A 13,666-nucleotide genomic window follows, 5' to 3' on the forward strand; every position below is an offset into this window, starting at 1 on the left:
TTATTTCACTTTTAATAATCGTAACGAATTAGTGATGACCAGTATTGAACTTAATGACATACCGATCACCGCCATGTATGGTGTAATATACCCACATACTGCTAATGGTAATACAATCGCGTTATACCCGAAAGCCCATCCATAGTTTTGCCAAATAATATGCTTGGTTTTTAACGCGACTTTTCGTAGTAAATTAATTGACGTTAAACGATTGTTTAGCAAAATAACATCAGCACCACTTTTCGCAATTTCAGTGCCGCTACCCATGGCGATTGATACATGTGCAGCACCAAATACAGGGGTGTCATTAATACCATCACCTACCATAGCAATAGTATTTTTATGCTGCATTGCTTTTAACGTGTGCATTTTCTCAGTCGCTGTTAATTGGCTATGTACATAATCTAATTGAAGTCTTTGTTGTACTTTTTCACAGCCAGAAGCGTTATCACCAGAAAGCATGATAGTGTTAATGTGTTGAGCTTTAAGTGTGTGAATAACACTTTCTGCTTCGTCCCTGATATTATCGATTAATGCAATGGCTGCAATGGGTTGGTTATTTATCGAAACTATACAGCTAAAAGTTGATAAAGCATGTGGAACATCTGCGGAGAAAATCCAACTGGGTTTACCAATTTTAACATCTTTACCGTCAATAACTCCTGAAATACCACTGCCAGCATCTATGCTTATTTGTTCGCTGGTTATGCTAAAGTCTCGAAAGCGAGTAAAAGCTTTTGCAATAGGGTGCTCGGAATGCGATTCTAAGTTTGCAGCGTAAGCAAGAACCATCTCTTTACTATAGCTGTTGTCTAATATTTGTATATTTGCAATATTAAAGTCGCCGGTTGTTAACGTGCCGGTTTTATCAAAAGCAATAGTGTTGATCTCGGGTATCGTTTCCATGACATGTGAAGACTTAATCATAATACCTGAACGATTTAATCGAGTTGTCCCGCATGTTAATGCAGTTGGGGTAGCTAGTGATAATGCACAAGGACAAGTGGCTACTAATACCGATAAGGTAATCCAAAACGCTTCGGACGGCATATGTTGTTGCCAATATATAGCAGTGCCAATTGCGGTGAGTAATATCACCGCGACAAAATATTGTGCAATTTTATCTGATAGTTGTGCAATTTTGGGTTTATGAGCTTGGGATGCTTCACTGACCCTAATTAACTGACTTAAAAAGGATGAACTTCCTGCTTGTTTTACTTCAACGAGTAAGTTGCCATCGCCGTTAATAGTGCCAGCAAAAACAGTATCGCCCACGCTTTTGTCAACGGGGAGTTGTTCACCAGAAAGCATTGCCTCATTGATTGGACTATTACCTTGAGTGATAACGCCATCAGCAGGGATCACCTCACCAGGTTTTACAATCACAATATCTTTCGGCAATAGTTTGCGAGCAACAACATATTGTTCTTGATTATTGACTGATTTAGTTGCGGTCATTGGCATTAACTTTAATAGATTAGCAGAAACCTCTGCAGCTCTATTACGTGCTCTAAACTCTAAAAATTTACCAATGAGCAATAAAAAGGTAAACATTGAGACTGACTCAAAATAGACTTCACCCGTTTGGTAAATGGTCGCCCATGCGCTGGCAATAAAAGCCAATATAATGGCAATGGAAACGGGTACATCCATGGAAAGACGCTTTGCTTTTAAGGCATTGTAAGCGCCGATATAAAAGATAAAGGCACCATAAGTAACAATGGGCACAGTAAGCACTAAGCTGGCATATCTAAGATAAACCACAAAATGCTCTGCCATATCGCTAAAGGCCCCAAAATATAAGCCGACAGCAATCATCATTACTTGCATCATTAAGATACCAGAAATACCTAATCGTTTAATAAACGCTTTACTTTGAATTTGATTGGCTTGTTCAGCATCACTCGCTTTAAAAGGTAGGGCTTGATAGCCAATCTTTTCAATAGCGATTAAAATTTCACTAAGCTTAATATCGCTATGATGCCAACGAATGGTAGCGCGTTGAGTTGTCGCATTAACATTGATATTTACCACGCCGGGTAATTGATTAATCTGCATCTCAATCAACCAAGCGCAGGCTGCGCAGTTTATTCCCTCAACGGTTAAAATAGCTTCTTTGCACTGGCCGTCTTGATATATAAATTCGCTTTGTAAGCTTTCTTCATCAAGCAAAGTGCGCTTTTTAAGTTGTTCTGGAATAAGTGCTTCGCCCTTGGGGGCTGACTCTGTTCTAAAACGGTAATAATCTGTTAAATTATTATCAACAATAGTTTGTGCGACAGCTTCACAACCAACACAACACATTGGCTGTGGCTTATTATCTATCGTAACAACCAGCGATAAACCTTTTGGAATAGGTTCACCGCAGTGAAAACAAGAAGTGTGCATAGCTTAATGAGCTTCAATAGCCTTAGGTGTTATCTCGATAAAATCAGATTGGGGTAAGGTAATAACGTTTTGGATCTTCCAATGTTCTTCAAAAGGCGCAATAGTAACTCGCCATTTTCCTTTAACTTCTTGTTCAATATATTGTCTGAAATGACCTGAAGCATCAGGTGTTAAGGCGAAATAAAAGTCTTTGTCTTTCAACGTTGGGTGGTAAAAATTAACGTTAAGTAACGGAAATTCTGTATCTATCCCCGTTGGTTTAATGACGAGTACTTGGTTATCAAGTTTTAAATCAAACTTCATTCCCAGTTTTTGTGCGAGCTTTATTTTAGATATTTCTAAGTTAATAGCCTTACCTTTTTTATAATAATCGCCTACCACTAAAGGGTCAGGATCAGTATTGGCAATAATAACTGTGGTAATACCTGCAACAACAGCAGAGAACGGAAGAAAAAATACGAGCCAAGCCCAAGGCTCTTTGTACCAAGGTGTTTTCATGAAGTAATATTGGTTACTAAATAATGGCAACTATTATACTGACTTTACGACAATGACTCTATTGAATTCACCGGATTTATTACTTTAGATCAAACTCAATGCGCAAAAGAAGTTTTAATATGGAATTTATTATGAAAAAGGTCAGCTATGAGCTGACCTTTTATGCATAAATTGACTCGGGAAACCTAAGGTTTAACCGGGCCTGATTGACTTGTACTAGTAGCATGCTTGCGTAGAGCTGTTTTACCTGAGCTGTTAACTTTTACGCGTTCTTCAATAGTTGCCGATGCAGTTGGTAATTCACCAGTTTCATGGATAGTTGATGGTTTAAACATAGCAGCAAAAGCATGACCTTTAATTCGTGGTTTAGCTTTAGTAGAACCATTAGCTTTTTTAGCTTTAGCGGTTGCTTTAGGCTTACTTGCTGTTGGTTTTTGGTTATCCGTTACCTTTGTTTGGCTTGAATCAGCTTCTGATACTTCAGGTTTTACTGTTGTTTTTTCAACGTCAACAGTATCAGTGTTTTGAAGTGTTTTATCGCTATTATCCGTTGCTAACGTTTTTACATCGTGGTCTAGAGTTACAGGTTCACTGTTCACTTTAGCGTGTGATGAGGTAGGTTGTTCCACTTTTTCAGGTTTATTATCAAGAGTTTCAGATTCAGTGGTTGCTTCTGGTGCTGACTTTACCGTTTCAACAGAAGCGTTCGTGCTAGCTGTTTCTTCTACATTATTTTGTTCATCAACAACAGTTTCAGCTTTTACTGTTTCTTGGCTGACAGTGTTTTCTTTTGCTGAAGCGTGTTCTAAAGGTAAATCTTGTTGAACTTCAACAGATTGAGCTTCTTGAGCGATAGCTTCAGGATAACGTGCTTCTACTGGGTCTAATGTTGCTTTAGTATTTTGTTGCTCTTCATTAGTATTTTGACGTCTGCGTTGTCCATGCGAGCGCAAGTGTCTCGGTGAACGTCTATTTCTAGTGCGTTCTTCCTTACCTTTTTTATTGCTGGCGTCTTCTGATGTTGTTTCAACGACTGCTGCTAATGCTTTTGAGTCTTTAACGTCAGCATTTTTAGTGTTAACCGTATTATTTTGAACGTCTTCAACTTTTTTAGCCGGTTGCTTTTTAATCGGTTGTTTATCTTCGTTAGCCGTATTGTTTTGATCAGCAATACGTACTTTTTTACGAACGTTTCGACGTTGTCTTTTCTCAGCAATTTTTTCCTCTTTGGGCTTAGTGTGCTTCGGCTGTTGAGGTTTTTTATGTTGCTTATTTACTTTGTCGCTTTGTTCAACATTTGGTTTTTCATTACGTTTATCTGGGCGTCGCTCATGGTTGCGCTTATTGCGTTGGTTTCTATTTCTCTGACCGCCTCGACGCTCGTAATCACGTTTACCATTTTTATGCTGTGGTTTTTTAGGCTCTTCTTTTTTTGTTTCTTCGGTAGAAAACAATGAAGATAACCATTTGCCAATTGCGGCAAATAAACTTGGTTGGTTTTTAACTTCTGGTGCCGCTTTAGTTTGGCTAACAGGAGCTTGTTTAGGTGCAGATATACCTTGCAATAATGGCTCATCTTTTTGCGCAGCTTTTTTATCAAATTTCGGCATAACCGCTAATTCTGGTTTCGCTTCAATCACCGGTGTTTGATAACTTGCTTCCGCAATAGATTCATCTTTTCTAACGCGAATAACTTCGTATTGCGGCGTTACTAAGTTCGGATTAGGGATAATTAACACATGTACGCTATGATGCTTTTCAATGTGCATTACCGAACGACGCTTTTCATTCAATAAGTACGTAGCAACGGGCACAGGAACTTGTGCTTGTACCTGTTGAGTATTATCTTTTATGGCTTCTTCTTCCATCAAACGTAATACTGATAAGGCTAGCGATTCTACGCCACGCACATGGCCAGTACCATTACAACGAGGACATACGCCTTGACTGGTTTCACCAATTGATGGACGTAAACGTTGTCTTGACATTTCAAGAAGACCAAAACGCGAGATTCTACCAAGTTGAATACGCGCTCTATCAGCTTTGACAGCATCGCGCATACGGTTTTCAACTTCACGTTGATGGCGTACAGGGGTCATATCGATAAAGTCGATAACGACTAAACCACCTAAATCACGTAAACGTAGCTGACGTGCTATTTCATCTGCAGCTTCTAAGTTAGTATTGAATGCAGTTTCTTCAATATCTCCACCTTTGGTAGCACGAGCAGAGTTAATGTCGATAGAAGTCATGGCTTCGGTTGGATCAATAACGATTGAACCACCAGATGGTAACCTTACTTCACGTTGAAATGCAGATTCGATTTGGGTTTCTATTTGGTAATGCGTAAATAACGGTACATCATTGGTGTATAACTTAACTTTACTCATAAAGTCAGGTCGTACAACTTCAATGTGACTACGTACACTTTCAAATATCTTAGGGCGGTCAATTAGTATTTCACCGATGTCGCGACGTAAATAATCACGAATAGCGCGTAAAATAACATTTGATTCTTGATGAATTAGAAAGGGAGCAGGGCGTGACTCTGCAGCTGTTTCAATAGCACTCCAATGGTGTAAAAGTACACTCAAGTCCCATTCAAGTTCTTCATAGTCTTTGCCAACACCAGCGGTACGAACAATTAATCCCATACCTTTAGGTAGGTTTAATTTACTTAACGAAGCTTTTAAATCTGAACGTTCGTCACCTTCGATACGGCGAGAAATGCCGCCTGCTCTCGGGTTATTTGGCATTAATACTAAATAACTACCGGCTAAAGAAATAAACGTAGTTAAGGCTGCGCCTTTTTGACCTCGCTCTTCTTTATCAATTTGTACGATGACCTCTTGGCCTTCGGTAAGTACGTCTTTTATATTAGGACGTCCTTGAAAGGTATAACCGCTAGGGAAGTATTCGCGAGCAATTTCTTTCATCGGTAAAAAGCCGTGACGCTCAGCACCGTAATCAACAAATGCAGCTTCTAATGAAGGTTCAATACGCGTGATTTTTGCTTTATAGATATTGGCTTTTTTTTGCTCATGACCTGGACTTTCGATATCCAAATCATATAGTTGTTGACCATCAACTAGCGCTACACGCAATTCTTCCGATTGTGTAGCGTTGATTAACATTCTTTTCATAGTTTCTGTGACTCATAAATTAGTCACAGCACACCATTTGCTTAGTACACAAAGCAATCTATCGCTTTTGTAACAGCTGCTTGTCAGCCTCTCGGGTGTCAATCTTACTATGCCATTTTTTACATAGTAAGCTGTTAATTTAATCCTGATTGTTGCTCAGAGATGCATAATAATAAAGCATCACTGAAAAATTTGTCTTTATGCGCTCAGCATGTGTGCTGTGCTCAGTTATATCGCTAGTTAACCTTTATTTCTTCAGGTGTCATGTATATTCGAGAATATAGCGATAATAACAATTGTTTAATGATTGCAATTTGCTCTGGACATTTATATTTGCATGTTGACAGTATTTTCAAGTCAATCGTTACAAAGAGCTGTTCAATTAATAATTCATTTTTTTGATTATTAAGGTAGCTTTTCAATGCCTCTTACGATTCGCTAAAAGCAAGTTTTTTGCATGTTGCATGTTAAAATATAGCGCAACTTTTCTATTATCCCACTTTTTATTAGAAAAAGGCAATTAAATCGTCAGTTTATTTACGCGATTTTCATATATTTTGTGATAAACTGCGCGCCATGAACGATACAACAAAACCTCAAGTTCGATTTATTACTGTTGATGGTGAAGATGCAGGACAAAGAATCGACAATTTTTTATTGAAAACCCTTAAAGGGGTTCCTAAAAGCATGATCTATCGCCTTTTACGAAAAGGTGAAATTCGTGTAAACAAGAAACGTACTAAGCCTGATTATAAATTGAAAGACGAGGATATACTGCGTATAGCGCCTATTCGCGTTTCAGAAAAGTCAGCGCCTGTTTCAACGCAACTTAATGTTGTGGCTAACCTCGAAAAACAAATTTTATTTGAAGATGATCGGTTAATCGTGATTAATAAGCCATCAGGTATGGCCGTTCACGGTGGCAGTGGCGTAAACTTTGGATTAATCGAAGCATTAAGAGCGTTACGTCCAGATGCTCGCATGCTTGAGCTTGTTCATCGTTTAGATCGTGATACATCTGGTTGTCTTGTGGTGGCTAAAAAACGTTCGGCACTTAGAAATCTTCATGAACAGCTTCGTAATAAAAAAGTTCAGAAGTTTTACCATGCATTAGTGAAAGGGCGTTGGTCAGCAAAAATAACTCGTGTTACAGAAGGTTTAAAGAAAAACGACTTAAAATCCGGTGAACGCATTGTTGTGGTTGATAACATTAACGGTAAAGAATCTGAAACACGTTTTAAAGTGATTCAGCATTATAAAGATGCAACACTGGTTCGTGCATTTCCGGTGACCGGTAGAACACATCAAATTCGTGTGCATTGTCAAACTAAAGGACACCCGATTGCGTGTGATGCTAAATATGGGCACCCTGAGTTTGATGCTCAAATGAGAGCGCATGGATTAGATCGTTTATTTTTACATGCTGCAAGTATTGAATTTACGCATCCGTTAACGGAAAAACGTATTAAAGTAGAAGCGCCACTAGCACCATCGCTTGATGCATTACTATCAAAGTTAACTGTCGCCAAAACGTCATGAAAGATTACCAATTAATTATATTTGATTGGGACGGCACGTTAATGGATTCTATCGCGCGGATAGTTTCATCAATCCGTGCACTTGCTCAAGTTAACGAACTGATAATACCCAATGAAAGCGCGATAAAAGGCATTATTGGCTTGAGCTTAGAAGAGGCTATAGTGACATTATTTCCAACGGCGAATGGTGCAACGATTGAGCAACTTAAAACGGGTTATAAAAAACATTACATTGAATTAGATCCAACGCCTACGCCTTTATATTCAAATGCTGAGCAATTACTCACCGCGTTAACTCAACAAGGTAAAATGTTAGCTGTTGCAACGGGAAAAGCCAAGACCGGCTTACAGCGAGTGATGCGTGAAACTAATTTGACTCGCTTTTTTAACCACGTAAGGTGTGGTTGCGAATGTCACTCGAAACCACATCCTCAAATGTTAGAACAATTATTAGTTGAATGTAATGTGCCGCCAGAGAGTGCCGTCATGATAGGGGATTCCATGCTTGACATGGAAATGGCGAAACGTGCAGGGGTTGATAGTATTGGTATTACCCATGGGGTGCATAACCAAGAGCAGTTAAGTATGTTTCAGCCAAAAGCGATCGTGGGTTCTTTAGTCGAGCTACAATCGTTGTTGAGGTAAGTCACAAACGTAAAAAAGCACCCGAAGGTGCTTTTTTCTTTTAAATAGCTTTGGTGATATCGATAGCAAGCTTTAACTTTTGACCTGGTTGCAAATACTTTTTACGGCTTAAGTTATTCCAACGTTCAATTTCTTTAATGGTTACATTAAACTTGTTGGCGATTCGTGCAAAGGAGTCGCCTTTTCTTACCCGATACGTGATATTCCTCACAATAGCGTCACTTGAAGGTGTGGCAGCTGTAGTTACTTTTGATTTACGCCAAACAACTAATTTTTGCCCTATTCTGAGAGCGTCTCGTGGTGCCATACCATTCCATGCTGCAAGCTTACGGTAATTTACACCATACGCTCGGCTTAAGTCCCAGAAGGTGTCTCCTGATTTAACAATATGTGTTAACTTCTCTGAACCTCGGGGATAGTTTTGTTTTTTTGCGAGTCGTTGTTCACTTGATAAAATATATTTATCTAGAGATTTTGCGGCTACTGGGATTAAAAGGTGTTTACCTTCACGGATTTGTGTGCCTCGAATGTTATTAACTTGCTTGATCACGCCAATATCCGTGTTAAAACGGTTTGCAATGATACCAAGACTGTCACCTCGCTTTATTTTATAGCGCTGCCAAGCTAATCGCTCTTTTTTGGATAATTTATTTAACCCTGATTTAAAAGCAGATACCTTGTTATCAGGTAATACTAAATAATGTGGGCCTTTAGGATCTGTTGCCCAACGGTTAAACCCTGGGTTTAAATGTTGAAGCTCTTTTAATGTTAAATTAGCTAATTCTGCGGCTTTTGCTAAGTCAAGTTGTGAACCGATATCCACTACTGATATAACCGGTTTATCGGCAATTTTATAAAGGGATAGTTTAAACTCTTTAGGTCTTTTAACCAGATCAGCTAACGCTAATAGTTTTGGCACATAAGCCCGTGTCTCTCTGGGTAAATCGAGCGACCAAAAGTCGGTTGGTTTATTGCGTTTTTTGTTGTTTCTAATCGCACGCTGAACTCGGCCTTCACCAGAATTATATGCTGCTAAAGCATGCATCCAATTACCATCGAAGAATTTATGTAAATATTTTAAATATTTAATTGCGCCTTTTGTTGATGCAACGACATCACGTCTACCGTCGTACCACCAGTTTTGTTTCATGCCAAAACGTGTTCCCGTACCTGGGACAAATTGCCACATGCCAGAAGCTCTTCCGTGAGAATAGGCAAACGGATCGAATGCACTTTCTACAATGGGTAATAATGCGATATCCATGGGGATACCGGCTGCTTCAATCTCTTGCACAATAAAGTGCATAAATGGCTCTGCGCGCTTTGCTACTCGATCTAAATAGGCCTGATGTTTTGCGTACCAGTTTCTTTGCACAGTAACGCGTCTATTTTCGGGGACTTGAAAGACAAGTTGGTTACGAATTCTTTGCCAGATACCATCATCTAAAATGATGTTATCTTCTAAAGGAATGTCTACATCTTCAACTGGATGAATAACATCTGCTGTTTCATCTGCTAATAGTGCATGACTAACATCTACTGGAGATGCTATCTGCTGAGCTATATGCTCAGGTATTTGATTTTTCGGCGCTTGTTTCGTGTTGTTATCACTGATCGTTTGACAACCGGTTAAAATCACGAGTGCGGAAAGAGGAAAACTTAAATACTTCATGAAAGCCTTTTGGTTACGTAGTTGCTGTAAGTGTCACTTATTTCAAACTGTTATTCAATATAGATTTTGTTTAGAAGTTATCTTTCCAAGCTCTGATCGCGGTAAATACTGACAGTTCATCTTTATTTTGTATTTGACTATGTTCAACAGCGCTTTGTTGTACTTCTGGCTCATTGCACCGTAAAAAAGGATTTACTGCGAGTTCTTGTTTGATCGTCGAAGGAAGTGTAATTTGATTCTTTTTTCTTAATTGAACAACCTTATTATAATAATTAACCAGTGCAAGATTACTTGGTTCAATGGTGAGTGCAAAATTAACATTCGCAAGGGTATATTCGTGTGTGCAATATACTGCAGTGTTTTCTGGCAGCGTGATTAATTTGTGCAGAGAATCTAACATTTGCGCGGGTGACCCTTCAAATAATCGTCCACAACCAGCAGAAAACAACGTATCACCACAAAAAAGTTTTTTATTATCGTAATAAGCAACATGCTCAAGTGTATGGCCTGGCAAAGTCATCACAGTTAACGTTAATGAAAGTGAAGGTATTTCGATAATATCTGCATCTTCTACAAAGGTAGTTACACAAGGAATATCTTTATGTTTTGGACCAAAAATATCGATAGACCATTCTTTATTGATACAATATTGATTAAGTTCTGAAACGCCACCAACATGATCAGGATGATGGTGAGTGATAAGTATTGCGTCCAGTTGCAAATTATTCTTTTCAATGAAATCAATGCACACACTTGCATCGCCAGGGTCAACTAAAACGACTTTTGAAAATCCTGGTACAAAGAGTGCCCATATATAATTATCTGTAAATGCTTTAATTGCGTTAACTTGTATGGATACTGGTTGTTGAAGTTGTGACATAATTCACCTTAGGTGGTAACATTCTGTGTTAATTGTATCGATTAATGATACTTAATAAAATATAGCGATGTGTTTTAACTTTTTTGATTGATTTTGGCGTGTTATGAAACCAGCTTTGTCGTTTAGACAACCACATTCTCCTTCATCTTGGGAAAAGCTTCCCAATGGCAAGTTGATTGTTGAGTCAATTGACACTATTTTAGCTCCTTGGTGGCCAAAATTTTTTGGTTATCATCTGCTGAAAATTGGTGCATTAAGTCACCATATCAATACCTCGGCTTCTACTATTCAACATCAAGTCACCATTTCAGAGCACAAACCGCATGCTGATATAAATGCAGAAATAGAAGACCTACCTTTATTAGAACATAGCGTTGATGTGTGCTTACTAAGTCATGTATTAGAATTTACCTTAGATCCACATCATGTGATCCGTGAAGCTAATCGCGTGCTTATTCCAAATGGCTATCTAGTGATCACTGGCTATAACGCTTTTAGTCTTGCAGGGTTAAACAGTTTTGTACCATATCGTAGACAGCAGCCTCCATGGAATGAGCGATTTTTCACACCATTGAGAGTGAAAGATTGGCTTGACTTGATGGGCTACGAAATACTTGCTGATGAACGTTGTTTACACTCAATGTTAGCAAATAATGTCAGCCAACATTTAATGGCTCGGCAGTGGCGACAGTTTACTCAACGCTTTGTGCCTGGCTTAGGTTCTATCTATGTGATTGTGGCAAAAAAACGGGTGTTGCCATTAACACCCATCAAGCCTAAGTGGAAATTAAAACCTAAATTGGCACCGATCAACGTATCTTCGGTAGGCTCAAAAGTTAGACATACCAAAAAGAATATTAATAATTGAGAATTTATATGAAGTTAAATGAATTTGAACAATATCTAAATACTTTATTAAAGCCAGAGATAATTAAAGATTATTGTCCTAATGGGCTGCAAATTGCTGGCACGAATACGGTTAACAAAGTGGTCACAGGCGTTACGGCAACACAAGCGTTAATCGAACGGGCAATCGAAGAAAAAGCCGACGCTCTTATTGTTCATCATGGCTATTTTTGGAAAAACGAGTCTTATGTGATCAAAGGCATGAAGCATAAGCGGATAAAAGCATTATTATTAAATGATATCAATTTATTTGGTTATCATTTGCCGCTTGATATACACCCAGAGCTCGGTAATAACGCACAATTGGCAAAACTTTTTGGTATTGATATCACTGGCCCTTTGGAAACTGGAAACCCACAAAGTGTTTCATTACAAGGACGGCTCAATGCACCAACCAACGGAGAAGATTTTGCGAGACTAATCAGTGAAAAGCTTGAACGAAAATGCTTACATATAGCCCCAAATATCGATAAACCAATTTATACAGTTGCATGGTGTAGCGGTGGTGGACAAAACTTTATCGAATTAGCGGCAGAGCTTGGTATTGATGCATTCATTAGCGGTGAAATATCAGAACAAACCACCCATGTGGCCAGAGAAATGAATATTCATTATTTTGCCGCGGGCCATCATGCAACAGAACGTTATGGTGCGAAAGCGTTAGCAGAAAAAATAGCTACAGACCTTTCGCTTGATGCTACATTTATTGATATTGATAACCCTGCATAACGTTTATTTTATATAAAGAAAACATAACAGGGCGTTTATGCGCCCTAAATTCCTCTTTACCCTGTAATAAATTGAACAATTCTACCCAACGTTTCGTACCATGCATTGGTACTCTGTTTCAAGCTTTCTGCTTGTGGAAGAAAATATGCCCATTTTTTTTCTTGATCTAATCCTTTCACCCAAGGACTCGCAGGTGCAGGTATAACAGCTACTCCTTGTTGTTTAAAGTACGCTACGCTGCGGGGCATATGATCAGCGTTTGTGACTAATACGACATTTTTGCCTTTTACTCTTGGTGCAATTATTTCAGACTCTTCTTTAGTGTCTTTAGGAAAATTTTGCACAAATATCTTTTTGTTAGGCACACCCAAACTTATTAATGCATTTTTAACCATAACCGCATTGGGCGTAGGATCACTAAGCGCTGCCCCTGAGGTGATAAATTGTGCCTCAGGGTGTAACTGGTAAATTCTTAGACCTTCAACCATACGTTGCAGCGAACAAGCTTTTAATTGAGAGGTTGCTGGTAGCGATAGATCTGTTGTATGACCGCAGCCTAAAATAACAATAAAATCGACATTGCTGGTTTGTTTCGTGAAGGATTCATAATTCGCTTCAATAGGAGCCATTAATCGATCGCTTACCCAAGGTGTTGATAAGAAAATAAGCAGCATCGATGACAAAAATAAACAACGAAAGCTCCAACGGCGAGCACGGTTAAAAAGCAATAGTGCTAATAGCATTAATAAAACGACAATACTCATGGGCATCAGTAAAAAGCCGATTATTTTCTTTAATAAAAACAGATCCATAATTAAATCGCCTGTATGCAACATTTTTTGATAGTTAAGCAGAGGGATCATAACAATTAACCGGGTGAATTTGTACGCTAATTCACTTCGTTATTTTTTTCGCTCAAGGTGTTGTAATTTTAGTTTATTTAACGTTTAATAACGACGCCTCAAAATTAGACTATTTACTCGATTTTGAGGCTCCAGAAGAGGTGCGATAGCCAGGTAGTTAGTTTTAGGAACCACTATTCCAATGATAGCTAATGAGGGGGACTATCGCCGAGGACTTATTTTTGTGTGGAAAAATAATGTTCGGTTACTAAGGTTGAATCCTTAGGGCTGTCACCTCTGTTGTAAAACAGATGGGGTGGAGGGCTTCTGGCTGAAACGAATCGGTATTTTCACACGAATTTCTTCTCAGTCATGCTCTTCCTTAATAATAATCGCCAACTCAATGGCAGATAGGGAGACCTTTT

Annotated in this window: 10 protein-coding genes and 1 riboswitch; of the genes, 4 read left to right on the forward strand and 6 right to left on the reverse strand. The window is 38.7% G+C overall.

Annotation, left to right across the window (positions count from 1 at the left end):
* From QUE72_RS08465 to rne, 3 genes are all read right to left on the reverse strand, one after another.
* Positions 1-2,388 (reverse strand): heavy metal translocating P-type ATPase, encoded by a 2,388-nt coding sequence (locus QUE72_RS08465; protein WP_286272745.1) that lies wholly within the window; start codon positions 2,386-2,388, stop codon positions 1-3.
* 3 nt (positions 2,389-2,391) lie between these two features.
* Positions 2,392-2,886 (reverse strand): FixH family protein, encoded by a 495-nt coding sequence (locus QUE72_RS08470; protein WP_286272747.1) that lies wholly within the window; start codon positions 2,884-2,886, stop codon positions 2,392-2,394.
* A 185-nt stretch (positions 2,887-3,071) separates the two neighbouring features.
* Positions 3,072-6,029 (reverse strand): ribonuclease E, encoded by a 2,958-nt coding sequence (gene rne / locus QUE72_RS08475; protein ID WP_286272748.1) that lies wholly within the window; start codon positions 6,027-6,029, stop codon positions 3,072-3,074.
* Between the two features lie 576 nt (positions 6,030-6,605).
* Between rne and rluC the strand changes: the two genes are divergently transcribed.
* Together rluC and QUE72_RS08485 are read left to right on the forward strand one after the other, a co-directional pair.
* A complete protein-coding gene (gene rluC, locus QUE72_RS08480) occupies positions 6,606-7,568 on the forward strand; it encodes a 23S rRNA pseudouridine(955/2504/2580) synthase RluC (RefSeq protein WP_074496931.1) in 963 nt (320 codons plus the stop codon).
* Entirely contained in the window at positions 7,565-8,212 is a 648-nt protein-coding gene (locus tag QUE72_RS08485) for an HAD family hydrolase (RefSeq protein ID WP_286272749.1), read from the forward strand. Before rluC ends, QUE72_RS08485 begins: the two co-directional genes overlap by 4 nt.
* A gap of 40 nt (positions 8,213-8,252) precedes the next feature.
* On the opposite strand, the gene QUE72_RS08490 is transcribed toward QUE72_RS08485, so the two are convergent.
* Together QUE72_RS08490 and gloB are read right to left on the reverse strand one after the other, a co-directional pair.
* The gene (locus QUE72_RS08490) at positions 8,253-9,884 is read right to left on the reverse strand and encodes a LysM peptidoglycan-binding domain-containing protein (protein ID WP_286272750.1); all 1,632 of its coding nucleotides are present in this window, start codon (positions 9,882-9,884) and stop codon (positions 8,253-8,255) included.
* Positions 9,885-9,954: 70 nt separating this feature from the next.
* On the reverse strand, positions 9,955-10,764 hold the full coding sequence (gene gloB / locus QUE72_RS08495; RefSeq protein ID WP_286272751.1) for a hydroxyacylglutathione hydrolase: 810 nt from the start codon (positions 10,762-10,764) through the stop codon (positions 9,955-9,957).
* Positions 10,765-10,867: 103 nt separating this feature from the next.
* Between gloB and QUE72_RS08500 the strand changes: the two genes are divergently transcribed.
* Together QUE72_RS08500 and QUE72_RS08505 are read left to right on the forward strand one after the other, a co-directional pair.
* Positions 10,868-11,632, forward strand: a complete 765-nt coding sequence (locus QUE72_RS08500) for a class I SAM-dependent methyltransferase (protein WP_074498079.1) — start codon at positions 10,868-10,870, stop codon at positions 11,630-11,632.
* Between the two features lie 8 nt (positions 11,633-11,640).
* A complete protein-coding gene (locus QUE72_RS08505) occupies positions 11,641-12,399 on the forward strand; it encodes a Nif3-like dinuclear metal center hexameric protein (RefSeq protein WP_286272753.1) in 759 nt (252 codons plus the stop codon).
* Positions 12,400-12,455: 56 nt separating this feature from the next.
* Here QUE72_RS08505 and QUE72_RS08510 read toward each other — a convergent pair whose 3' ends face one another.
* Positions 12,456-13,211 (reverse strand): ElyC/SanA/YdcF family protein, encoded by a 756-nt coding sequence (locus tag QUE72_RS08510; protein WP_286272754.1) that lies wholly within the window; start codon positions 13,209-13,211, stop codon positions 12,456-12,458.
* Positions 13,212-13,389: 178 nt separating this feature from the next.
* A riboswitch (Lysine riboswitch) is annotated at positions 13,390-13,576 on the forward strand.
* The last annotated feature ends 90 nt before the right edge of the window (positions 13,577-13,666 follow it).

The sequence above is a fragment of the Thalassotalea hakodatensis genome (assembly GCF_030295995.1).
Lineage (GTDB): Bacteria > Pseudomonadota > Gammaproteobacteria > Enterobacterales > Alteromonadaceae > Thalassotalea_C > Thalassotalea_C hakodatensis.

Coding starts and splice junctions, on each gene's coding strand:
- QUE72_RS08465 (WP_286272745.1), bottom strand. CDS start 2,388: ATGCACACTTCTTGTTTTCACTGCGGTGAACCTATTCCAAAAGGTTTA.
- QUE72_RS08470 (WP_286272747.1), bottom strand. CDS start 2,886: ATGAAAACACCTTGGTACAAAGAGCCTTGGGCTTGGCTCGTATTTTTT.
- rne (WP_286272748.1), bottom strand. CDS start 6,029: ATGAAAAGAATGTTAATCAACGCTACACAATCGGAAGAATTGCGTGTA.
- rluC (WP_074496931.1), top strand. CDS start 6,606: ATGAACGATACAACAAAACCTCAAGTTCGATTTATTACTGTTGATGGT.
- QUE72_RS08485 (WP_286272749.1), top strand. CDS start 7,565: ATGAAAGATTACCAATTAATTATATTTGATTGGGACGGCACGTTAATG.
- QUE72_RS08490 (WP_286272750.1), bottom strand. CDS start 9,884: ATGAAGTATTTAAGTTTTCCTCTTTCCGCACTCGTGATTTTAACCGGT.
- gloB (WP_286272751.1), bottom strand. CDS start 10,764: ATGTCACAACTTCAACAACCAGTATCCATACAAGTTAACGCAATTAAA.
- QUE72_RS08500 (WP_074498079.1), top strand. CDS start 10,868: ATGAAACCAGCTTTGTCGTTTAGACAACCACATTCTCCTTCATCTTGG.
- QUE72_RS08505 (WP_286272753.1), top strand. CDS start 11,641: ATGAAGTTAAATGAATTTGAACAATATCTAAATACTTTATTAAAGCCA.
- QUE72_RS08510 (WP_286272754.1), bottom strand. CDS start 13,211: ATGGATCTGTTTTTATTAAAGAAAATAATCGGCTTTTTACTGATGCCC.